Below are 22,035 nucleotides of genomic sequence, written 5' to 3' on the forward strand. Positions count from 1 at the left end.
TCGTTATCGCTTCTGGGGATAAATGTGATAGAGGTCGCCCGGCACCTAAGGGGTGCGGGAAGCGGTTCGGAACGGCTGCGTCAGGCCAGTTCCGCGCGCCCCTTGCGCCAGTAGCCCATGAAGGCGACCTGCTTCCGGTCCACGCCCACGTCCCGCACCAGGTAGCGCCGGAGCCCGCGCACGACGGCAGCCTCCCCGGCGATCCATGCGTAGAAGGGCTGGGTGCCGGAAAGTCGTCCGGGGTTGACCGTCGACTGCACGACGGCCGCATCGAGCAGCTGCGGGGTCTCCCAGAGGATGGTCCTGTCGATGTCCACGTCCTCGGGTTCGTCTCCGCCCCCGACATCGGCCGGAGCCGAGAGCGACACCCAGCCCGGCACGCGCACCGCGTCCCGGACGGCTGCCTCCAGCAGCTCGCCGTGCGGCTTCCCTGCCCGCGTCAGCCAGGTGATGGTCACCGCCGACCGTGTCTCGATCGGCTGGATGTCCTCCACGTCCGGCACCTCCAGGAACGCGGAGCCGCTGATGTCCTTGGGAAGTGCCTCCAGGATGGCGCTGATGGCCGGCACGGCGGTCTCATCACCGGCGAGCAGGACGTGCTGGGCGAGGCCGGGGCTCCATTCGATCCCGCCGTAGGCGCCCGCGGTCCTGCACTGCGCCGCCGATGCGTTGGGACCGATCATGCAGACCCGGTCGCCGGGCCGGGCCGCCGCTGCCCATTCCGCCGCCGGGCCGCCGCGGCCGTCGTCGTCGAGGTGCAGGACGAAGTCGACGTCGATCTCCGTCCGCGGGCCCCGGCGGCGCGCGGTGCGCACGGTGTAGGTGCGCATGAACCCGCGCTCCTCCGCCTCCATGCCGAGCCACAGCTGGTACCAGTTCCCGCGCTCCATCAGACCTGGAAGGTCGGGGCACTCCCGGCCGGCCGACGGGATGACGATCTTGATCCGGAGGTCGAGGCTGTCCCCGGCCACCCCGAACGCCTCGAGGCACGCACCGCCGAAGGTGATACGTCGGAAGGTGGGACTGAGGTCCTGCACGGCCGTGACCACGACGTCAAACGCCAGCACCATCGGTTCGGTGTCGGCGGCGGTCCGCCGGGCGCTGCGCTGGGTCACTTCGGTCATGATGCTGCCTCCACGTGGGCGGGAACGGTGTCCTGGGGATTGGGTCGGTAGCCCCGGGCCTGCTCGCCGGCGGGGGACGTCCGGGCGCGGACGGGGGACGGGCCGTGGTACCTGCCAATGGGAACCACCATGGGTGTGCCGGACACGGGATCCTCGACGACCCGGCACTCCAGGTCGAACACGCCTGACACCGTCTCCTGGGTGACGACGGCGGCCGGCGGCCCCTCGGCCACGATCCGGCCGTCCCGCATGGCGATCAGGTGGTCGGCGTAGCGCGCGGCCAGGTTGAGATCGTGCAGCACCATGACGACGGTGGTGCCAGAGCGCCGGTTGAGGTCGGTGATGAGGTCGAGGACCTCAATCTGGTGCGTGACGTCGAGGAAGGTGGTGGGCTCGTCGAGCAGCAGGATCCCCGTCTGCTGCGCGAGGGCCATGGCGATCCACACGCGCTGGCGCTGCCCGCCGCTCAGCTCGTCCACGGTGCGGTCGGCGAGGGCGAGCGTGTCGGTGGCCTGGAGGGCGCTCGCCACGGCGTCGTCGTCCTCGGGGGTCCACTGGCGGAACCAGCCCTGGTGGGGGTACCGGCCCCGACCGACGAGGTCCGCGACGCTGATGCCGTCCGGAGCGACCGGCGTCTGCGGGAGAAGTCCGAGGACGCGTGCGACGGCCTTCGTGGACTGCCCCTGGATGTCCGATCCGTTGAGCACCACGGTGCCCCCGGCTGGCTTGAGCAGCCGTGCGAGCCCGCGCAGCAGCGTCGACTTGCCGCACGCGTTCGCGCCGACGATGACCGTCACCCGGCCGGGCGGCAGGTCGACGGAGAGAGCGTCGACGACGGTGAGCTCGTCGTACGCGAGTGTGAGTTCCTCGGCGGACAGTGTGTCCGTCGGTCCGGGGTCCTGGCGCGGAGCCATTCTCAGCCTCCCTGGCCTGATCGGTTCGCCGTGGCGAGCAGCCACAGCAGGAACGGCGCACCGAGCGCGCCGGTGACGACGCCGACGGGCAGCGACGTCCCGGGAATGAGGTTCGCGGCGAGGAAGTCCGCCCCGAGGACGATGACGGCACCCACGAGGCCCGCCATCGTCAGTGACGGCCGGTTGCCGAGCAGCCGGCGGGCGATGGGCCCGGACAGGAAGGCGATGGAGGCGATCGGCCCGGCCGCGGCGGTGGCGACCGCCGCGAGGGCGACGGCGGTGGACATCAGTCCCAGCCGCGACGCCTCGACGCGTACCCCGAGACCGGCTGCGGCGTCGTCGCCCAGTTCCAGGCCCTGCAGGCTGCGCGAGAGGACGGCCGCGGCGGGCAGGAGAACCGTGAGGGCGGCAACCAGCACGGTGGCGCGGTCCCAGTTGCTCGCATTGAGCGAGCCGGTGAGCCAGAGCAGCGCTTCGGTCGCCGTGCGGAGATCGGTGCGGGTGAGGAGGAAGCTCACCAGCGCGTGCATCAGCGCCGCGCACCCGATGCCGACGAGGATGAGCCGGTAGCCGGCCACTCCCCCGCGGCGCGCGATGAGGTAGATCGCCGCGGCGATCACCATCGCTCCGGCGAGCGCCGAGATGGACACCGCGGCGCCCGCAGCCCCGAAGAGGACGATGGCCGTGACGGCGGAGGCGCTCGCCCCGTAGCTGATGCCGATGATGTCCGGGCTGGCCAGCGGGTTCCGCAGCATCGTCTGGAAGACCGCGCCGGCGACGCCGAAGGCCAGACCGACCAGGACGCCGATCACGGCGCGTGGCAGCTTGTTCTCGAGGACGATGAAGCTGGCCCCGGGGATGTCGGCACCGCCGAGGATCCGGAAGAAGTCGGGGATGGTCACGGTGTAGGAGCCGAGCAGGACGGTGACCGCGAACAGCACGACGACGACGCCCGCGGCGGCACCGATGCGGACGCCCCTGCTGCGTCGGCGGCGCGCGCGGACGAACGCGAGCCGGGCGGCCGGGGGCGGGGCCGTAGGAGCGGCCGGAGGAGGGAGCGGGGCGCCGGGGCTGCGGTGGAGCGAGGTGCTCATAGCTGCGCCATCCTGCGCCGGCGCACGAGCCAGATGAAGAAGGGGGCGCCGACCACGGCCGTCATGATGCCCACCTGCACCTCGCCCGGCGGCAGGATGACCCGTCCCAGGATGTCGGCCCCGAGCAGCAGCACGGGTCCGAGGAGCGCGGAGAACGGCAGGATCCAGCGGTAGTCCGGTCCGACGGCGAGCCGCACCATGTGCGGGATCACGAGTCCGACGAAGGCGACCGGTCCGGCAGCGGCCGTTGCCGCGCCACACAGGACCACGACGCCCAAGGCCGTGACGCCGCGCGCCAGGTTCACGTTCTGGCCGAGGCCGCGCGCGACGTCGTCACCCAGCGCCAGGCTGTTGAGGACCTTGCCCGTTCCGAGGGGCAGCACGAGTCCTACGAGGAGGAACGGGGCCACGGCGGCGATGACGTCCCACCCCCGGCCGGACAGTGTGCCGACCTGCCAGAAACGGAAGGCGTCCAGGGTCTCCTGGCTCGAGACGAGGACGGCGTTCGTGAGGCTCGCGAGTCCCGCCGCCAGCGCGGCGCCGGCGAGGGCGAGCTTCACCGGCGTCGCGCCCTCCCGCCCGAGGCTCGCCACGGCGTAGACGGCGAGCGCCGCGGCGCCCGCGCCGGCGAAGGCGAACCAGATGTAGCCGGAGGCACTGCTGAGCCCGAAGACGTAGATGCCGACGACGACCGCGAGCGAGGCCCCGGCGTTGAGGCCGAGGATGCCGGGGTCCGCCAGCGGGTTCCGGGCGATGCCCTGCAGGGCGGCACCGGCGGTCGCCAGCGCCGCGCCGACGAGCAGGCCGACGACGGTCCGGGGGACGCGGGAGAGCACGACGGCCTGGTCGCCGTTCGAGGGATCGAAGGTCGTGACGGCGTCGATCATCGTCGGGAGGCCCACGGAACGGGCCCCGATGGTGAGCGAGGCGAGGCAGCATGCGACGAGGACGACCACCGCGATGAGGAGCTTCGCCAGGGTCCGCCGGGTCGAGGACCGGCGGACGGCGGGGCGGGGATCCCCGACGGGAGCGGGGCGCAGGGAGGAGGCCCGGACTGCCATGGAGCCTCCCTCAGACGGACGATCGGTCTGAAGTAAGGCTAGCCTACGCTCCGTGCCATTAAGAAACGAGTTTGTTCCCTAATGCCCCACTCCCGGGCCGCGGCGGGCGCCGGGGCGGCCCTACGCCGCGGCGGGCGGCGTCCCGTCCCCGAAGGGCCGCCCGCCGAGGGACTCCCGGCCGTGCGCGGTGGTCCACCCAGCGAGGTCCGGACCCTTGGGCACGATCCCGGTCGGATTGATGTCCTCGTGGACGATGTAGTAGTGCTTCTTGATCTGCTCGAAGTCGATCGTGTCGCCGAACCCGGGGGTCTGGAACAGGTCCCGGGCATACCCCCAGAGGGCGGGCATCTCGGTGAGCTTGTTCCTGTTGCACTTGAAGTGGCCGTGGTAGACGGGGTCGAAGCGGACCAGCGTCGTGAACAGCCGGACGTCGGCCTCCGTGATGGTGTCCCCGACGAGGAACCGCTGGGTGGACAGGCGGTCCTCGAGCCAGTCGAGGGCCGTGAACAGCCGGTCGTAGGCGGCGTCGTACGCCTTCTGGGAGCCCGCGAAACCGCAGCGGTACACGCCGTTGTTCACCTCGGTGAAGACCCGCCTGTTGACGGTGTCGATCTCCCCGCGGAGGTCCTCCGGGTACAGGTCCGGCGCACCCTCGCGGTGGAAGTCCTTCCACTCGCTGGAGAAGTCGAGCGTGATCTGCGGGAAGTTGTTCGTCACCACCGCACCCGTGGTGGTGTCCACGATCGCCGGTACCGTGATGCCGCGTGAGTAGCCGGGGTCGCGCTTGAAGAACGCCTCCTGCAGCCGCTCTATGCCGAGCACCGGGTCACGTCCGCCCGGGTCGAGGTCGAAGGTCCAGGACCGGCTGTCGTGCGTAGGCCCGGGCGTGCCGAGGGAGATGGCGTCCTCGAGTCCGAGGAGCCGCCGGACGATGATGGCGCGGTTGGCCCAGGGGCAGGCCCGGGCGGCGATGAGCCGGTAGCGCCCGGCCTCGACCGGGTAGCCGTCAGCGCCGTCGCGCGTGATCCTCGTCTCGATGTACTGGGTGTCGCGGGTGAATTCCTCCCCGGAGGTCACATAGGCCCCCCTGGTGCTGTGCTCGGACGTGTCAGCCTGCTGGGTGTCGGACATACCGCCAGTCTAGGACCGTGGACATGCAGGAGGCCCGGCCGTTGACACGTCCGGGCCTCCTGTGCGTCGGGGTGCTGCCTACCGTCCGGCGGCCTCCCGGCCGTACTTCTCGCGCAGCTCGCGTCCCTCGTTGACGAGCTTGCGGCGCTTCTCGTGCTTCTTCTCTGCGGCCTTGGTGTCGCGCGGCGGCAGCTGGATGCTGTCCTCGGCCTCGATACCGGCCTGGAGTTCCCGCGCACGCTCCATCTCGGCGTCGAACTCGACGCCGAACAGGAGCGAGAGGTTGGCGAGCCAGATCCAGAGGAGCAGGACGATCACGCCGGCGATCGCACCGTAGGTCTTGTCGTAGCTGCCGAAGTTCGCGACGTAGAGGGAGAACGCCGCCGTGGTGATCGCGAGGACGATCAGGGCGATGAAACCACCCAGGCTCATCCAGCGGAACTTGGGCTGCTTGACGTTCGGGGAACCGTAGTAGAGCACCGCGATCATGAGGACCGCGAAGAACACGACGACCGGCCACTTCGCGATGTTCCAGATGGTGAGCGCGGTTCCACCGAGACCGATGGTGTTCCCCACCGCTTCGGCAACCGGACCCGACAGGACGAGCATGAGGCCCATGATCACGATCAGCACGAGCACGACGACGGTGATGAGGAGCATCTGGGGGCGCAGCTTGAAGAACCCGCGGCCCTCCTCGACCTCGTACACCCGGTTCATAGCGCGGGAGAAGGCGTTGACATAGCCGGACGCCGACCAGATGGCGCCGAGGAGGCCGATCACGAAGGTCAGGCCGGCCGCCTGGTTGGAGGCGAGGTCCTCGATGGTGGGCTTGATCGTCTTCACGGCGTCGGCCGGGGCGAACTGGCCGACGATCTCCAGGACCTGGTTCGTGGTGGCCTGGGCCTGCCCGAACAGTCCGAGCAGGGAGAGCAGGGCGAGGATGCCCGGGAAGATCGCGAGCACCGCATAGTAGGTCAACGCGGCGGCCAGGTCGGTGCACTGGTCCTTGCCGAACTCGTTGAGCGACCGCTTGAAGACGTACTTCCAGGCCGGCTTCTTGACGTCGCTCGGATCGTCGGGCTTGCGGGGATCATTGGGGTCGGGTGCAGTCTGCGCCTTCTTGCCCGTCTCACTCTGCGGGTCGCTGCGCACCTTGCTGTTACTGCTCACGGATACCTCCCAATCGGGCCCTTGAATCGGTGTCGGGCGTTTTCACGGCTATACGGCTATACGGTTGCTTCCACTGCACCATAAGCTTACTTAGTAGTCCAGTTCCGATCGGACCGCCCCCGTGTCCCCGAACCACCACGCCCAGGAGTAGAGCATGCGCATCGCAGTCATCGGCGCCACCGGAAACGTGGGCACGGCAGTCCTCTCCCGCCTCCAGCTTGCTGCCCGCGACCGGGAGGCCATCCAGCGATCCGGCTACGACACGGCGGGGGACACGGACGGCATCTCGATCACCGCGATCGCCCGCACCGTCCCTGACACCTCGCAGGAACCGTACGCCGGCGTGGACTGGCACGCCATCGACGTCGGGACGGACGAGGGCCGGGACGCCCTGACGCTCGCGCTCGCCGGGGCCGACGCCGTCGTGCACCTCGCATGGGCCATCCAGCCGAACCGGGACGAGGCGGCGATGTACCGGACCAATGTGACTGGCACGGCCAACGCCCTCCAGGCGGCCGCGGCCGCCGGCGTGCGCCATTTCGTCTGCGCGTCCTCGGTCGGCGCCTACTCCCCCTCGGACAAGGACACCCGCAAGGACGAGTCCTGGCCCACCGGCGGCATCCGGTCCTCCCACTACAGCCGCCACAAGGCCGAGCAGGAACGCCTGCTGGACGGCTTCGAGCGGGACCACCCCGAGATCCCCGTGGCACGCCTGCGCCCGGGGCTGATCTTCCAGGAGCAGGCGGGCAGCGAGGTGGGCCGCTACTTCCTGGGCCCGCTCGTCCCGAAGGTCCTGCTCGGCGGCCTGCCGCTGCCGCTCCTGCCCATCCCGAAGGTCTTCGTCTTCCAGGCGGTGCACGCCGAGGACGTCGCCGAGGCGTACTGGCGCGTGGTCGCGCGCCGCGCGTCCGGGGCATTCAACATCGCCGCCGAGCCCGAGCTCACGCCGGAGCGCGTCGCCGACCTGCTGGGCGCGCGCCGCGTGATGGACTTCCCCGTCCGGGTGCTGCGCCGGCTCGTCGGCGCGAGCTGGGGGCTGGGCATCCAGCGCACCGACCCGGGCTGGATCGACATGGCGGCGCAGAGCCCCGTCATGGACACCACCAGGGCCCGGACGGAGCTGGGGTGGGAGGCACAGCACTCCTCGCGGGAGGCGATGGCCGAGATCCTGGCCGGGATGCGCAGCGGCACGGGCCATGGCGGCTCCCCCAAGATGTACCCGCGCCGGGCCAAGGACGAGGCCTGACGCCCTGCAGCAGCCGGGAGGCCTCCGACGGCCGGCCGGGAAGCGGAGGGCAGGCTACGGCGCCGGGACCCGGGGGGACTCGTCCGCGTCGACCAGCGGGATGCCCTCGGGCAGCTGATCCGGCGCCCCCGGCAGGCTGACGGTGAATTCGGCGCCGCCCTCCTCCACGTTGCGGACCCTGATCCAGCCGCCGTGGCTCTCGGCGATGCGGCGGCAGATGGCGAGGCCGAGGCCCGTCCCCGTCGCCTGGCCGAGCCCGTTCTCCGAGCGGTGGAACTCCTCGAAGACGCGCTCGAGATCGCCCTCGGGGATGCCGATGCCGTTGTCGCGCACCCGGACGAGGGTCCTGCCGGTGGCTGCGTCGGCCGATGTCTCGACGCTGACCCGCCCCGTGCCGTCGGTCCGCCCGTACTTCATGGCATTGCCCACGAGGTTCTCCATGAGCTGCAGGAAGAGGCGCTCGTCGGCGTAGACGGGGAGCGTCGCGTTCACGTCGAACCGGACGGCGGGAAGCTGCGTGCCCGGGAGCGCCGCCCGCAGGTCGATGATGCCCTCGACCGCGCAGGCCACGTCGACGCGGGAGGCCGTGAGCTTCTCCTCCTTGGCGAGGCTGTAGGCGAGGAGGTTGCGGATGAGGTTGCGCATGCGGACGCTCGCCTGCTGCAGGCGCTCGATGCTGGCCTGCCGCTCGGCCGGCGGCAGGTCCGGATCCTCGAGCATCTCGAGCCAGCCGTCGAAGACCGTGAGCGGCGTCAGGAGGTCGTGCGCAACGACGGACGCGAAGCGCCCGAGGTCGCGCTGGTACGCACGCTCCTCGGTGACGTTGTGCATCACCACGACCGCGCCGCGCTCACCGGGCAGGGGCATCGCGTCGACGGACAGGTGCATGACCTCTCCGGAGCCGTGCGTGAGGTCGACGTCCATCCGCTCCGTCACCGTCCCCTCCAGTGCGCGGGTCAGGGGATTGTCCGCCTCGGCGATTCGCCCTCCGCTGGGGGTCGTGATCTCGTAGTCCCGCCGCCATACCTCACCGGGTCGGGCGGTCCCCGCGCCCAGCCAGCGTTCGCTCGCCGCGTTCTGGAAGATCAGCCGCTTGTCCGGCCCCGCGACGAGGACGCCGTCGTTCATCCTGCCGATCACGAGGTCACGGAGGTCCGCCGCGGCCCTCGCCTCCTCGTTGGCGCTGTAGAGGCGGTCGATGAGGCGGCGCCGCTCGTCCATGCTGAGTGCCAGGACGGCGGACAGCGAGAACGCGATGAACATGAAGGACTGCGCCACGTAGGCGGCGACATCGGGATCGAGGTCCTGGAAGGGCCCGCGACCCGCAAGGGTGAAGAAGACCAGGAACGCGCCGCACGCGAGGCCATGCAGCATGGCCCATCCGGACCGGAGCCGGAGACCTGCCCACATGTGGGCGGGGATGGTCGTGTAGGCGATCGGCAGGGTGACGCTCGCCCCGAACGTGGCGACGTAGAGGATCACGGAGGCCAGGACCAGGAGTGCGTACTCGGCACGTTGCGCGACGGTGAGGGGCGGGCGGGGACCGCCCTTCGCGCGGCCTCTGATGCTCGAAGCCGCCACGATCCCGAGGGAGCCGATCGCGGTCAGGGACACCGCGTGGCGGACCAGCCACGGGATGAAGGCGGAGAACGGCTCCACCGAACCTTCCACGGCGACGCCGCCGACGATGAACAGCGCGCCGACCGAACAGGCGCCGAGGGCGATGACACCCAGACGGAGGTACTCCCCCACACTCTGCACGCGCAGGGCAGGGACCATCCGCCGGAAGAAATAGGCGGCGACAGCGGTCTGCGCCACGCTTGCCAGGGCCACTGCCAGCGCAAGGGCGACACTGAGGCCGGTCGAGAGGTTGACCGCGGCGAGGACGGGAACGGTGGCGACCAGCGCAATCGTGAGGTCGCGCCGGGACCGGGACGCCCACACCCCCCAGAGGAAGTTGATGCCCGCCGCGGGCCATACGAGGGCGAGGCCCGAGGACTCGAGGGTGCTGTGGCGTCCGAAGGCGGCGGCCATGGCGAGCATCAGTGCGAACAGGATGTGGAGGGTCGCCGGAGACAACGCTGCCAGTCTCCCCGCGACCGCCTGCATCCGCCCCACGCCCATTCCACTACCTGTTCAGAAAATTCCTGCCGCGGTCGGACCAGAACCGGGCGCGGGGCCGGAATCGGCCACCGACGCTCAGCTTACTTGCTGGTACCTTCCTCCGTGTGCTCCCCCGCTGGGCTGGGCGCCGGACGTTGTGGCCCCTGCCATAGGCGTGGAGGATGGCAGAAGACACCCGGACGGATTGAAGGAGCTTCCCATGGACTACCTGTTCGACGTCCTCGTCATCGGTGGTGGCCCGGCCGGCATGGCGGCTGCCACACGTGCGGCGGAACTCGGAGCGCGCACCGCCGTCGTCGAGCGTTCGGCACTCGGCGGCACCTGCGTGAACTCGGGATGTGTCCCCACGCGCGTACTCGCGAAGACGGCGCGCCTGTTCCGCGAGGTCCGCACGGCCTACGACTACGGAATCGTCGTGGCCGAGCCCAGCGTCGACTGGGACCGGACGGTGCAGCGGGTGCGCTCCACCGTCGCGCGGGTCCTCGAGGCCAAAGGGTACGGGCCCACCATGGAGCGCCTGGACATCGAACTGATCGAGGGCGACGCCGAACTCACCGGGGCGCACAGCATCTCCGTGGGTGGGCGGGAGGTCACGGCCGCGTCGATCATCCTCTGCATCGGCGGCAGCGGCCGGCGCCTGCCCATCGACGGGGCCGAGCACGCCGTACTGCCCCACGAAGTGCTGACGCTGGAGAGCCTGCCCGGCTCGGTGGCCATCATCGGTGGCGGGCACACCGGTGCGCAGCTGACCACCATCTTCGATGCGATGGGCTCGGACGTCCTCCTGCTCGACCTCGCACCCCGGATCCTGATGACGGAGGACGAGGACGTCGCGGCGTCCGTCACCGCGAGCTTCAGGGGCAAGGGCGTCCAGGTGGAGACCGGGATCGGCGGTATCGACAGCATCCGGAAGGAAGCGGACGGCCTCACGCTCACCTGGAGGCGTGACGGCGAGGCGCAGTCCCGGCCGGTGGATGCGGTTCTCATGGCGGCCGGGTGGCCGGCGAACCTCGCAGGGCTCGGCCTCGACGCGGCCGGGGTGCAGGCTGCGCGCTCCTTCATCCCGGTGGACGAGTACCTGCGCTCCAACGTCCCGCACATCTTCGTGGCCGGCGACGCCAACGGGAGCAGCATGCTGGTCCAGGCGGCCGTCTTCGAGGGCGAGACCGCAGCCGAGAACGCCGTGCTGGGTGCCACGCGCACCACTCCGCACCATCTCCTGCCCGAGGGCGGCTTCACCGACCCGGACTACGCCGGTGTGGGGCTCACCGAGGAGAAGGCGAGGGAGCGGGACGCGGAGTGCCACGCCGTCACGGTCCCGTACGCCGTCGTCGAACGGCCGATCATCGACGATCGCGAGCAGGGCTTCCTCAAGCTGGTCGTCGACCGGCGCCGCGAGCTGATCCTCGGCGCGCACGCCGTCGGCGAGAACGCCGTCGAGGTGATCACCGCCGTGGCGTCAGCCATGGCAGCCGGTACCGACCTCGCGACGCTCGCCCGCGTGAAGTTCGCCTACCCCACGTACAGTGCGGTCATCGGGCATGCGGCGAGGTCGGCCCTGCACCGTTAGGTGCCGCCCTAGCTGCGGACGAGCACCAGTTCCTCCAGCGGAAGACGCGTGCGGGGTGCGGTCTCGCGCTCGGCGAGGGCCTCGGGAAGCTTGTCCGGCTCGTCGACCGTGCCGACCGCCGTGATGGTCATGGGCTTCATGTTGTCGGGCAGGTCGAACGCGGCGACGATCCTGTCCCACTCGACCCCCGCCATCTGGTGGGTCACGAGGCCCTCCGCCTCCGCCTGGACGCTCAGGTGTGCCACGGCCTGCCCGAGGTCGTACTCCGCGTAGGGCCGCACATCGCCCTCGACGGAGGAGGTCTCGGCGATTCCCACGATCAGGGCCGAGGCGTGGTGTGCCCAGGCGGCGTTGAATCCCACGAGGGCCGAGACGATCGTGTCGAAGACGGAGGTCCCGCGCCGGGCGACGATGAACCGGCGGGGCTGGTTGTTGCTCGCCGACGGCGCCCAGCGCGCCGCTTCGAGCAGCGCATCCAGCTGGTCCTCCGAGATGGTCGCCTGCGGGTCGAAGGACCGCGGGCTCCAGCGCTCGGCCAGCTCGGGCAGGAGAGGAACGCGGGTGTCCGCGGTGCGGGTGGTGATGGCAGAACCGAGTGTCATGCGAGCTCCTGTGCTTGATCCATATGTATCCGGGACGGCACACCGTTGAGCCTCGTCCCGGACAACAACGGAGCCCCGCGCGACATTCCGCCCCCGATCGGCAGGGGCCGCGCCCGAGGAACCCGACAATCGAATACATGTTCTATTCTTGGTCGGTACGCAGGAGACGGACCGAAGGACACCGGGCATGGCAGCACAGGCGGTTGGCGCAGGCGACGATGCACTGCGGGCACTCGACGAGCCGGCAGCGGTCCGCTTCACGCCGGCGGCCAGGCCCCTCGCGTTGCGGTGGCGCGGCACCATCTGGCAGGTCGTCGGCGAGCCCGTCCCGGAGCCCCTGGCACGCGCCCGGACCGCTCCGCCGCCCGCCTGGCTGTTCACCGCACAGACCGGGCCGGCCTCCCCCGTCCTGGAATTCAGGATCCGCTTCGACGCCCGGCGCGACGAGTGGCGACTGCTCGGCGTCGGCGGAGCTGACGGCGCCCCCTGACGCGGCAGGAGCTCAGCGCCGGCCGGCGACCTCGGGAACGCGCACCCGTGCGTCGCGGCGACGCCAGTAGGCAGCCATCGCCGCACCCGACACGTTGTGCCACACCGAGAAGATCGCGCCCGGCAGCGCAGCCTCGGGAGTCAGGTACGTCCGTGCGAGACCTGCGGCAAGACCGGAGTTCTGCATGCCCACCTCGATCGCCGTCGTCCGCCTCGCCGACGTGGGCAGGCCGAACAGCCGGGCCGCACCGTACCCCAGCAGGTAGCCGAGTCCGTTGTGCAGGATCACGGCGGCAAACACCAGCAACCCCGCCGAGAAGATGATCGCCGCACTGCCGGACACCACGGCGATCACGACGACGGTGATCGCCGCCACCGAGATCCAGGGGAGCGCGGGAAGCAGCCGTTCGACGAGACGGGGCAGGAAGTACCGGACGGCGAGCCCGACGACGACCGGGAGCAGCACGATCTGCAGGATCGACAGGCCGATCGCCGCCGCGTCCACCGGCATGTACTGGCCGGCCAGCCAGAGCGTGAGCAGCGGCGTCAGGACGGGGGCGAGGATCGTGGACACCGAGGTCATGGCGACGGACAGGGCCACATCGCCACGGGCGAGGTAGGACACCACGTTGGACGCCGTTCCGCCGGGGCAGCATCCGACGAGGATCACCCCGGCCGCGAGCGCCGGTGGAAGCCCGAGTACCGTCGCGACGCCCCAGCCGAGCAGCGGCATGATGACGAACTGGGCCACGACGCCGATCACCACGGGGATGGGGCGCTTACCGATCAGCGCGAAGTCCACCGGCGTGAGCGTCAGGCCCATGCCGAACATGATGACTCCGAGGAGCGGATTGATCAGCGGCCCGAGTCCCGTGAAGGTGCCGGGCGTCAGGACTGCCACGAGTCCGCCGGCAAGGATGAGCAGCGGGAACAGTGTCACCGCGATCCTCGCGCTGCGCTCTTCTGCGGCCTGGGGCTGGGGCGTATCGATGCTCATTGTTAACCGAATATCACGTGCTGCCCCGTGTAACGCACTGCTACAGTGTCTGTCACCCGGAAGGCAAGGGTACTTGGTTCCTCACCAACGGGAGGTAGGACGATGGCGACGACCGACAGGAAATTCACCGCCACCGAGGAGTCGACGAGCAAGCACCCGCACGATTGGGGGCGTGCCATGGCGGTTGCCATCTGCCGGCTCACGGACATGGCACGGGAAGCCGGCGACCCGGTGCATCACGAGGCGCTGGTCGGCGAAGACCTCCATCTCTTCGTGGAGGACACGGAGGACGGCGTGAACATCACGATGTCCTGGACCCCCCGCGAGCAGGACACTGCGACGCCCACCCCGCCGGCGCCTCCAGCAGGGGACAGCGCGGACGGCGACGAATCGGGCGACGACGATCCGCACAGCGCCTCCGGCCAGCGGTTCGATCCGACAGGCGGCAGCACTGCGGGACTGGGCCAGTAACACCGACGCGGCGCGCGGGATAGCCCCGGCATCACTAAGCGGCCTTAGTTTCTGCGGGGTAGGGTGAGGGGAACGGCCCGACCAACCACGCGGAGGACAGCATGAGTGAACGCCCGGACCCGTCGAACGCAGGAAATCCCGACCCGCTGGAGAGCCACATCACCGGCCTCGAACCCGGTGGCGGCGTGCCGCCGGGCGAGACGCCGCCCGCAGAGTCCAGCACGGCCTGGCAACAGCAGGGACATGCGGACGAGGAGAAGACCTCGAAGGGCCGCCAGGCACTCTGGGTCACCATCATCGGGATCGTGGTACTGCTGGCACTGCTCTACTTCGTCGGCTACATCGTGGGAATCGTCAACCTCTTCTAGGTCTCCCGCACTGCACGAACCCGGCACCGCACGAACCCGGTACTGCGCGAAAGCCCCCGTCCGCTGGAGCGGACGGGGGCTTTCGTGTTCGGCCTAGGGCGCCTCGGCGCCGTCGCGGAGCCGGTAGTAGTCGATCAGCGCCGATTCCTCCTCCGCCGAGAGTTCGATGTCGCTGCGGGCACTCGGCGCGTCGGCGATCTGGTCCTTCGTCCACGCGAGATGGAGGGCGTCGCCCTCGAAGTGCGAGTTGGCCAGGGGCACGTAGTGCTTGCGTGAATTCAGCAGTCCCAGGGACACCGTGACCCAGGCCGGGATGCCCGACTCCTTCTCGAGGTGCACCTGGTTTACGTCACCGAGCTTCTTGCCGCTGCTGTCCCACGCCGTCGCAGCCTGGAGCTTGTTGATTTCCGCCTGAGCCATTGGAATTCCCTTTCATCGGAACAAGAGTCGGTTCATCGTCCATTCCAGCCCAGATGCAGCCGGAGGGCAATCAGCGGGTGGAATCAGGCCTTGTCCGCGGCCTCGCCGAGCATCGGCAGGAAGCGGTCCAGCGCCCAGACCAGGCTCAGCGGGTTGGCAGCGGAGATGGAGAGCGTCAGGGTGTTGTCACTGTCGGCGACCAGTGCGCCATTCTCCACGGCGGGGATCTGGCCGAGGAGCGGATCGCCCGCGATGGCCTCCTTGGTGGCCTCGTCGGCGACCCACGTGACGAAGATGTCCGAGTCCAGCTCATTGGCGCGCTCCGCGGACCACGGGATGAAGAACTCCTCGGAATCCTTGGTGTTCTCGGTGACGACGTCGGCCTGCACCATCCCGAGCTCGGTCAGGAATCGGGGACGGTTGTCGTTCGCCGTGTAGACGCTGACACCGTCCGCGCTGCCGGGCTCGAGGTTGCCGTAGATGAAGGTCTTGCCCGCGAGCTGCGGGTACTCGGCGGCAGCGTCCGCGATGGCCTGCTCCGTCTCCGCCACCAGCTGCTCGGCGTCCCCCGACAGGCCGAGCGCCTTCCCGATGATGCGCGTGGAGTCCTGCCACGCGGTGCCGTAGGCCACTTCAGGGTAGGCGACGACGGGCGCGATCTTGCTCAGGGTGTCGTAGTCCTCCTGTGACAGTCCGGAGTACGCAGCGAGGATGACGTCGGGGTTCGTGGCCGCGATGTCGTCGAAGGCGATGCCGTCGGCCTCGGAGTACTGCACGGGGGCGTTTTCCGTCCCGATGGCCGCATCCAGCTCCTCGAGCTTGGTGTCCTTCCACGGCGTCGACTGGTTCTCGTTGCCGCCGTAGGAGTCGGCGGGCATGCCGACGGGTACGACACCGAGGGCGAGGGACACATCGGCGTTGACCCAGGACACCGTCGCCACGCGCTCGGGCTTCTCGGTGAGGGTGGTCTCGCCGAAGGCGTGCTCGATCGTGACGGGGAAGGAGTCGGCGGATGCGCTGCTGCCGCCGGTGGCCGCGGTTCCGCTGTCGGCCGGGCCGGTTGAACAGGCGGAGAGGGACAGGACGGCGACGGCGGCAGCGGCGATCAGGCCGCGCAGGCGGGAGGGGGCCATGAAGCTCCTTGACTTCTACGGCCTCGTGGAGGCCTGGGGGACGGGGTAGAAGTAAGGCTAGCCTAAGCCCGAGTCGATTAGGAAATGCTTTCGTTGCGTAATAGCTATTGCTCGCGCGCCCTGCGCGTCTCCCGATCATTCGCCTTCTGCAGTGCCTCGACGAGCTCTTCCTTCGACATCCGCGAGCGGCCCGGCACGTCGAGTTTCCTGGCCAGGTCGTAGAGGTGCTGCTTCGAGGAGTTCGCGTCGACACCGCCCGCCGTCGGCCGGTCCTGACCGCTTCCTCCCGCTGCCCGCTCGTCGGAGGGACCCTTCTTCTCCTTCGGCTCCCAGTGGTCCCCCACCTTCTCGAAGCCGTGCTTGAGCGAGGCGAAGGCCGTGCGGCGGGCGCGTTCGCCGTCGCCGTACTGCTCCTCCGCGGCGTCCAGCGTCGCCGCGAACGTGTCCTGGGCTTTCTCGTCGGATCGCTGCAGCGTGCTCGGGAGCGTCTCCGCCCTGACCTTGCCGTCCTTCGTGAAACGGGACATCGCTGCATCCTTCCGGAGGTCGGGGCCGGCCCTGCGGGCACGCAGTGCCTGTAGGAGCACGCTACCGCAGGGCATCGGCGGGATGAACATGCCCGGTACCCTGCGCCTCATCGCCCCGCCGTCGCTGTACCGGCGCTGGAGCCATCCTCGGCCTCCTCACGGACCTGGGCACCAACGGGTCGCCGGAGTACGAGGCGATCAGGGACGCCTTCACCGTCCACTTCATCCCCGTGACGACGACGGCGCCCCTGCCGGCTGCGGGGCGCCGTCGTGCATCCGGGCGCGACTCGGCCCAGCCGCGACCCTCAGCCGAGCGTCGCGAGGTACCGCACCAGCTCCCGCGGCGCCGATTTCGGCGCTATCGCTTCCACGGCCGCGTTGTAGTTGGTGTTCGTATTGACGTCGTAGGTCAGCACGCGGCCGTCCGCGGTCTCGATGAACTCGATGCCGCAGACCTCCAGGTTGTTCCGCCGCGCGAACTCCTCGAACCGGGCGATGACGGGGTGGTCGAAGTCCTCGCGCAGGCTGAAGAGCTGCTGCCCCGGCTCGGGGGCGATGGTGGCGCCGGGCGGCATGATGGGCCTGCCGGTCTCCGGGTCGATCGCGCAGGCGTCGGCGGGGCACAGCTGGAAGCCGCCGCGCGCCGTGTCCGCCGCGATGGCGTACACGAACGTACCGCCCACGATCTCCGCCCGGGTGATGAAGGGCTCGGCGGCCTGGATGAATTCCTGGACCAGGGTGATGCCGTCCTGCGGCTCTTCGAACTCGCTCGAGGCGACATAGTCGGCGAGTTCCCCGTGTGAGTCGAACCTGCGCACGCCGAGGCCCTTGCCACCCTGGTTGTGCTTGATGATGAACGGCGTGTCGAATCCCTCCGCCGCTTCGAGGATGCGCTCCCGCCCGACGGCGGCAACGGTGCGCGGGGTGTCGATGCCCGCAGCCTTGAGCGCGGTGAGCTGGTCCACCTTGCTCATCTCGAGTTCGAGCACCCGCCGCCCGTTGACGGTGCGGCGGCCGTGCGCCTCGAGCCAGGACAGGACCGAACGCGCGTAATCCTTGGACAGGCCGTGGTCCCGCGTGTGGGCGGAAGCGCTGATCCGGGACCAGAAGATGCCCTCCGGGGGCACGGAATCGAGATCCAGCACCCCGTCCGTGAGCAGCCACTCCACCACCTCGACGCCTTCGGCCTCGAATGCGCGGGCAAAGGGCGGGAACCACTCGGGGTTCTCGTGCAGGGCGTAGACCGTTGTCACGGAGGTCCTTCCGATCGGCAGTGGAGGTGAAGGCCAGACTAGCGGTCCGCGGCTCCGCCTCGGGTGTTGCCTTTGCCTCCCGTTCCGGCTCCGCCGAACAGGGTGCCCCGCAGGGCGTAGGCCTGGCCGCCGGCGAGCACGACGGTGATGAGGATGACCAGAGGCCAGGACAGGCTGGTGGCGTAGACGAGGACGAACGCGATGGAGACCGCGAAGACCGCGATCGCGACCAGCAGGGCCATCCTCACCCCCGACCTCGGGAGACCGGCCCCTGGCGGCGTCTGCCGCCGTGCACTGGAATCGTCGTCGTCGACCACTGCGTCCCCCTGGTAGATCCCTGCACGCCACCGGTCGGCGTTCCGTCCGGGAGGGCCCGGTACGGCCCGACTAGTCCGTAGCATCCTGAGCAGTACCATCCTGACCCCGATGACGGAGCCTTGGCCAGCTTTCCCGAACGGCGGTGCACGCGGAGCCGCACCGAGGACAGTACGCCGGGAGGATCAGGCGAAATAGGACGGCACGTCGATGGCACCGCCCTGGTGCTGGAACTCCTCGTGCACCGCCGCGCGCAGGGAATCGTCGAAGAGATAGTCGAGCGCGGTGAGGGCGAGGCCGACGGCGCCGTCGAGCGCTCCCCGTTCCGCCTCCTCGCTCCTGGCCGCCGCGGCGAACCCGCGCGTGTGCAGGGCCGTGGACGGCTCGGCGATGCGGATCAGCGGATGGATACCGGGAATGCGGTAGCTCACGTTCCCGAAATCCGTCGAGGCCGCGAGGGTCTCCGAGACCACCCCGAGTGGAAGAGGGGCACGTCCGCGCCGCTGCTGGGCCACCGTCCACCGGCCTGTGAGGGCTTTGTTGGTGCGGATGGGAAGGGACGGCGGGTGCTCGTCCCAGTGCAGTTCCACCCCCGTTCCCGTCATCAGGGCCGCACCCCGCGCCACGTCCTCGAGCCGCGCGCTGAGGTCCCTGAGGGTGGCGGGCTGCTGGGAGCGCGCGTAGAGCTTCAGGACGGCGCGGCCCGGGATGATGTTGGGGCTCGTCCCGCCCTCCGTGATGTTCGCGTGGACGCGGTCGGACGGCGGAAGTTGCTGGCGCAGCAGCCCGATGCCCTGGTAGGTGAGATTCGCGGCGTCGAGGGCATTCCGGCCCATGAAGGGCTGCGCGGAGGCATGCGCCTCGACACCGGTGAAGGCGACGGTGAGCAGTCGCCTGCCGAGCCAGACCTGGTCCGCGAGGTCGTAGCCGTAGGGGTGGACCATGATGGCGGCGTCGACGTCGTCGAACGCCCCGTTGCGGGCCATGACCTCCTTTCCGGAATGCCCTTCCTCCGCCGGCGTACCGAGGAACAGGACGCGTCCGGGCAACCGGTCCGCGATCGAGGACAGCGCCAGGAAGGCACCGAGCGCCGCTGCGGCGATGACGTTGTGTCCGCAGGCATGGCCGATCTCGGGGAGCGCATCGTACTCGGCCAGGATCGCGACGGCCGGGCCCCGATCCGCGCTGCCCGCCGCCGCCCGCACCGACGTCTCGACGCCGTACTCGCCGAGGACCGCCTCCACGCCGTGGGCGGCGAGTGTCTGCTGCAGGAGCGCCGCACTGCGGTACTCACGGAACGCGGTCTCGGGATGGTCGTGCAGCTCGCGGACCACCTGCCGCAGGTCCGGGGCCAGCCCGTCCACGTGCCGCTCGACGTCCGAGGACAGGCCGGCCGGCGCTCCGCCGAACGGCGAGGGATCCGGCCCCGCCCCGGCGCGAAGCCCCAGGGTCCGCTCGTCGATCGACTGCAGGTAGGCCCGGTCCGGCTCGGTGGGTTCGCTCATCGGAGTAGCTTAGGCAACGATCGGCAGGCGGGCGGACTCCTGTACACCCTGGGTAACACTTCCGCGGGACCCCGGAAAGATAACCTTCCGGAAATATCCCGGCAACACCGATCCCGAACTATGGAGTCATCAGCCCGCCAGTCTCAGCGGGCCGCACTCTCAAGGAGCACCGATGACCATCATGGCCACCCCCAGCACCGCCCGCATCCTCGACCTCGGCGTCCTCAGCGCCGGGACCGTCGTCGAGGCACGCCGCAAGAACGAGGTGCACTACCGCGGGTGTGTCGAGGACACCGCACCGGGTTTCGGCGTCGTCTGGATCCGCGACGACATGGCCGGGCACCGGGCCCTCCTCCACCTCGATGAGTACAGCATCTGGCAGATCGGCGCCTGAGCCGGCGAAGAGCCTGCCCCTCCTAGACTGGAGGAATGACTGCAACCCTCGTGGCGAAGGACCTGACCGGGGGCCACGCCCACCGCACCCTCTTCTCGAAGCTCGACCTCACAGTGGCTCCGGGCGACGTCGTCGGGGTGGTGGGCGCCAACGGCGCCGGGAAGACGACGCTCCTGCGATTGCTCGCCGGAGCGGACACGCCCCTCGGCGGAACCGTCCGGACCACCCCGCCCGACGCCTTCGTCGGCTGGCTGCCCCAGGAACACGAACGCCTGGAGGGGGAGACGGTGGCCGGATACATCGGCCGCCGCACCGGGACGACGTCGGCGACGCTCGCCATGGAGGACGCCGCAGCAGCGCTGGGCAGCGGTGACAAGGGCGCCGACGACGCCTACGCGGCGGCACTGGACCACTGGATGGCATCCGGGGCGGTCGACCTCGAGGACCGCATGCCCGGAGTACTGGCCGACGTCGCCGGGGGCATCGATCCCGGCACTCCGACCGCGGCACTTTCGGGAGGACAGCTCGCACGGGTCGCACTCGCAGCCCTGCTGCTGAGCCGCTTCGACATCGTGCTCCTCGACGAGCCGACGAACGACCTGGACCTCGCCGGGCTCGAACGGCTCGAGGGGTTCATCCAGAACCTGCGCGGCGGCGTCGTCCTCGTCTCCCACGACCGCGAGTTCCTCGCACGCTGCGTGACCACCGTCGTCGAGCTGGACCTCGCGCAGAACAAGGTGGCCGTGTACGACGGCGGCTATGACGCCTTCCTCGAGGAACGCGCAGTGGCACGGCGCCACGCCCGCGAGGCCTACGAGGAGTACGCGGACAAGAAACAGGACCTCGTGGGGCGTGCCCGGACGCAGCGTGAATGGAGCTCGCAGGGCGTCCGCAACGCCATGAAGAAGAGCCCGGACAACGACAAGATCCGGCGGAGGGCGAGCATGGAATCCTCCGAGAAGCAGGCCCAGAAGGTGCGCCAGATGGAATCCCGCATCGCGCGCATGGACGAGGTCGAGGAACCGCGCAAGGAGTGGCAGCTGCAGTTCACCATCGGATCCGCTCCCCGGTCGAGCTCCGTCGTCGCCACCCTGAGCAGCGCTTCCACCACCCAGGGGGGTTTCACCCTCGGCCCGGTCTCGCTCCAGGTCAATGCGGGCGAGCGCATCGGCATCACCGGCCCCAACGGGGCCGGGAAGTCGACGCTGCTGCGCCTCCTGCTGGGACACCAGGAGCCCGACGACGGTGCCGCCTCCCTCGGTTCCAATGTGGCGGTCGGCGAGATCGACCAGGCACGGGGACAACTGGACGAGGACCTCCCCCTCGGTGAGGCCTTCGAAGCCCTCGTGCCGGAACTGGCACAGGGCGAGGTACGGACCCTGCTGGCGAAGTTCGGGCTCAAGGCGGACCAGGTGCGTGCCGCCGTCGGCTCCCTCTCCCCCGGTGAACGGACGAGGGCGGGGCTCGCGCTGCTCCAGGCGAGGGGGGTCAACCTCCTGGTGCTGGACGAACCGACGAACCACCTCGACCTCCCGGCCATCGAACAGCTCGAGGAAGCCCTGGAGGCCTACACGGGCGCACTCCTGCTCGTTACCCATGACCGCAGGCTCCTCGAGAACGTCCGGCTCGATGAGCGCTGGCAGGTCGAGGACGGACGGGTCACCGTCGGCTGAACCCGCGCGCCTGGCGTTCCGTGGCACCATGGGAGGCGAGGCGGGCACCAGCCGTCTCCCGGACGAGGTGCCGTACCCGGTCTTCAGCAAGTCGGCCCGGAGAAGAGAGTCATGGCCTGGATCGTCCTCGTAGTCTCCGGAGTACTCGAGGCCGTCTGGGCCACGGCCCTGGGCAGGTCCGACGGCTTCACCAAGCCGGCGCCGACCCTCGTGTTCGCCGTGGCCATCATCGCCAGCATGGCCGGACTCGCGTACGCCATGCGCACCCTTCCGATCGGCACGGCCTATGCCGTCTGGGTAGGCATCGGCGCCGCCCTGACAGTCATCTACGCGATGGCCACCGGAGGCGAACCCGCATCACTGCTGAAGGTCGTGTTCCTGCTCATGATCGTGGGCGGTGTCGTCGGGCTGAAGCTGGTCCACTAGCAGCACTCCGGCCGGACGATGACGCTCG

The 22,035-nt window shown here is 69.9% G+C and carries 23 protein-coding genes; 8 read left to right on the forward strand and 15 right to left on the reverse strand.

The genetic code is table 11. The annotated features are described in order from the left end of the window. Nucleotides 1-80: 80 nt before the first annotated feature. The 6 genes from ACX80H_RS07790 to ACX80H_RS07815 all read right to left on the reverse strand — a co-directional run bounded on the left by ACX80H_RS07790 (nt 81) and on the right by ACX80H_RS07815 (nt 6,494). Nucleotides 81-1,124, reverse strand: a complete 1,044-nt coding sequence (locus tag ACX80H_RS07790) for a siderophore-interacting protein (RefSeq protein WP_459312304.1) — start codon at nt 1,122-1,124, stop codon at nt 81-83. Further along, complete coding sequence (locus ACX80H_RS07795) at nt 1,121-2,038, reverse strand: ABC transporter ATP-binding protein (RefSeq protein ID WP_459312306.1); 918 nt, start codon at nt 2,036-2,038, stop codon at nt 1,121-1,123. The genes ACX80H_RS07790 and ACX80H_RS07795 overlap by 4 nt, the downstream gene beginning before the upstream one ends. 2 nt (nt 2,039-2,040) lie before the next feature. Beyond that, complete coding sequence (locus tag ACX80H_RS07800; RefSeq protein ID WP_459312308.1) at nt 2,041-3,132, reverse strand: FecCD family ABC transporter permease; 1,092 nt, start codon at nt 3,130-3,132, stop codon at nt 2,041-2,043. Then, a complete protein-coding gene (locus ACX80H_RS07805) occupies nt 3,129-4,193 on the reverse strand; it encodes a FecCD family ABC transporter permease (RefSeq protein ID WP_459312310.1) in 1,065 nt (354 codons plus the stop codon). The genes ACX80H_RS07800 and ACX80H_RS07805 overlap by 4 nt, the downstream gene beginning before the upstream one ends. A 120-nt stretch (nt 4,194-4,313) precedes the next feature. Further along, nucleotides 4,314-5,324, reverse strand: coding sequence for a glutathione S-transferase family protein (locus ACX80H_RS07810; RefSeq protein WP_459312312.1), 1,011 nt, complete (start codon nt 5,322-5,324; stop codon nt 4,314-4,316). A 78-nt stretch (nt 5,325-5,402) separates the two neighbouring features. Then, nucleotides 5,403-6,494: a YihY/virulence factor BrkB family protein gene (locus ACX80H_RS07815; RefSeq protein WP_459312313.1), complete on the reverse strand. Its 1,092-nt coding sequence runs from the start codon at nt 6,492-6,494 to the stop codon at nt 5,403-5,405. A gap of 154 nt (nt 6,495-6,648) precedes the next feature. On the opposite strand from ACX80H_RS07815, the gene ACX80H_RS07820 reads away from it, so the two are divergent. Further along, complete coding sequence (locus ACX80H_RS07820) at nt 6,649-7,740, forward strand: NAD-dependent epimerase/dehydratase family protein (protein WP_459312314.1); 1,092 nt, start codon at nt 6,649-6,651, stop codon at nt 7,738-7,740. A 54-nt stretch (nt 7,741-7,794) separates the two neighbouring features. Here ACX80H_RS07820 and ACX80H_RS07825 read toward each other — a convergent pair whose 3' ends face one another. Further along, complete coding sequence (locus ACX80H_RS07825) at nt 7,795-9,849, reverse strand: sensor histidine kinase (RefSeq protein ID WP_459313386.1); 2,055 nt, start codon at nt 9,847-9,849, stop codon at nt 7,795-7,797. Nucleotides 9,850-10,063: 214 nt separating this feature from the next. Between ACX80H_RS07825 and ACX80H_RS07830 the strand changes: the two genes are divergently transcribed. After that, nucleotides 10,064-11,434 carry a dihydrolipoyl dehydrogenase family protein gene (locus tag ACX80H_RS07830; protein ID WP_459312316.1) on the forward strand — a complete coding sequence of 457 codons (1,371 nt, stop codon included), beginning with the start codon at nt 10,064-10,066 and terminating at the stop codon, nt 11,432-11,434. 8 nt (nt 11,435-11,442) lie between these two features. Here the strand turns inward: ACX80H_RS07830 and ACX80H_RS07835 are convergent, their stop codons facing one another. Then, complete coding sequence (locus ACX80H_RS07835; RefSeq protein WP_459312318.1) at nt 11,443-12,036, reverse strand: nitroreductase family protein; 594 nt, start codon at nt 12,034-12,036, stop codon at nt 11,443-11,445. Between the two features lie 187 nt (nt 12,037-12,223). On the opposite strand from ACX80H_RS07835, the gene ACX80H_RS07840 reads away from it, so the two are divergent. Further along, nucleotides 12,224-12,526: a hypothetical protein gene (locus tag ACX80H_RS07840; protein WP_459312319.1), complete on the forward strand. Its 303-nt coding sequence runs from the start codon at nt 12,224-12,226 to the stop codon at nt 12,524-12,526. Between the two features lie 12 nt (nt 12,527-12,538). Here ACX80H_RS07840 and ACX80H_RS07845 read toward each other — a convergent pair whose 3' ends face one another. Next, entirely contained in the window at nt 12,539-13,522 is a 984-nt protein-coding gene (locus ACX80H_RS07845) for a bile acid:sodium symporter family protein (protein WP_459312321.1), read from the reverse strand. A 102-nt stretch (nt 13,523-13,624) separates the two neighbouring features. Here ACX80H_RS07845 and ACX80H_RS07850 point away from each other — a divergent pair, with 102 nt between their 5' ends. Together ACX80H_RS07850 and ACX80H_RS07855 are read left to right on the forward strand one after the other, a co-directional pair. Beyond that, nucleotides 13,625-13,993: a hypothetical protein gene (locus ACX80H_RS07850; RefSeq protein ID WP_459312322.1), complete on the forward strand. Its 369-nt coding sequence runs from the start codon at nt 13,625-13,627 to the stop codon at nt 13,991-13,993. 101 nt (nt 13,994-14,094) lie between these two features. After that, nucleotides 14,095-14,361, forward strand: a complete 267-nt coding sequence (locus ACX80H_RS07855; RefSeq protein ID WP_459312323.1) for a DUF6480 family protein — start codon at nt 14,095-14,097, stop codon at nt 14,359-14,361. Between the two features lie 93 nt (nt 14,362-14,454). Here the strand turns inward: ACX80H_RS07855 and ACX80H_RS07860 are convergent, their stop codons facing one another. The 6 genes from ACX80H_RS07860 to ACX80H_RS07885 all read right to left on the reverse strand — a co-directional run bounded on the left by ACX80H_RS07860 (nt 14,455) and on the right by ACX80H_RS07885 (nt 19,514). Beyond that, nucleotides 14,455-14,781, reverse strand: a complete 327-nt coding sequence (locus tag ACX80H_RS07860) for a PRC-barrel domain-containing protein (protein WP_459312324.1) — start codon at nt 14,779-14,781, stop codon at nt 14,455-14,457. Between the two features lie 83 nt (nt 14,782-14,864). Continuing rightward, complete coding sequence (locus tag ACX80H_RS07865) at nt 14,865-15,914, reverse strand: iron-siderophore ABC transporter substrate-binding protein (protein ID WP_459312325.1); 1,050 nt, start codon at nt 15,912-15,914, stop codon at nt 14,865-14,867. A 104-nt stretch (nt 15,915-16,018) separates the two neighbouring features. Continuing rightward, the gene (locus ACX80H_RS07870; protein WP_459312327.1) at nt 16,019-16,441 is read right to left on the reverse strand and encodes a ChaB family protein; all 423 of its coding nucleotides are present in this window, start codon (nt 16,439-16,441) and stop codon (nt 16,019-16,021) included. A gap of 305 nt (nt 16,442-16,746) precedes the next feature. Then, nucleotides 16,747-17,694, reverse strand: a complete 948-nt coding sequence (locus ACX80H_RS07875; RefSeq protein WP_459312328.1) for an ATP-grasp domain-containing protein — start codon at nt 17,692-17,694, stop codon at nt 16,747-16,749. Nucleotides 17,695-17,732: 38 nt separating this feature from the next. Then, on the reverse strand, nt 17,733-17,942 hold the full coding sequence (locus ACX80H_RS07880; protein WP_459312330.1) for a hypothetical protein: 210 nt from the start codon (nt 17,940-17,942) through the stop codon (nt 17,733-17,735). A 252-nt stretch (nt 17,943-18,194) separates the two neighbouring features. After that, a complete protein-coding gene (locus tag ACX80H_RS07885) occupies nt 18,195-19,514 on the reverse strand; it encodes a M20 family metallopeptidase (RefSeq protein ID WP_459312331.1) in 1,320 nt (439 codons plus the stop codon). Between the two features lie 172 nt (nt 19,515-19,686). Here ACX80H_RS07885 and ACX80H_RS07890 point away from each other — a divergent pair, with 172 nt between their 5' ends. The 3 genes from ACX80H_RS07890 (at nt 19,687) to ACX80H_RS07900 (ending at nt 22,007) form a co-directional block, all read left to right on the forward strand. Next, nucleotides 19,687-19,908 (forward strand): hypothetical protein, encoded by a 222-nt coding sequence (locus tag ACX80H_RS07890; RefSeq protein ID WP_459312333.1) that lies wholly within the window; start codon nt 19,687-19,689, stop codon nt 19,906-19,908. A gap of 35 nt (nt 19,909-19,943) precedes the next feature. After that, nucleotides 19,944-21,581 carry an ABC-F family ATP-binding cassette domain-containing protein gene (locus ACX80H_RS07895; protein WP_459312335.1) on the forward strand — a complete coding sequence of 546 codons (1,638 nt, stop codon included), beginning with the start codon at nt 19,944-19,946 and terminating at the stop codon, nt 21,579-21,581. Between the two features lie 111 nt (nt 21,582-21,692). Further along, entirely contained in the window at nt 21,693-22,007 is a 315-nt protein-coding gene (locus ACX80H_RS07900) for a DMT family transporter (RefSeq protein ID WP_459312337.1), read from the forward strand. The last annotated feature ends 28 nt before the right edge of the window (nt 22,008-22,035 follow it).

Source organism: Arthrobacter pasteuri (genome assembly GCF_054510955.1).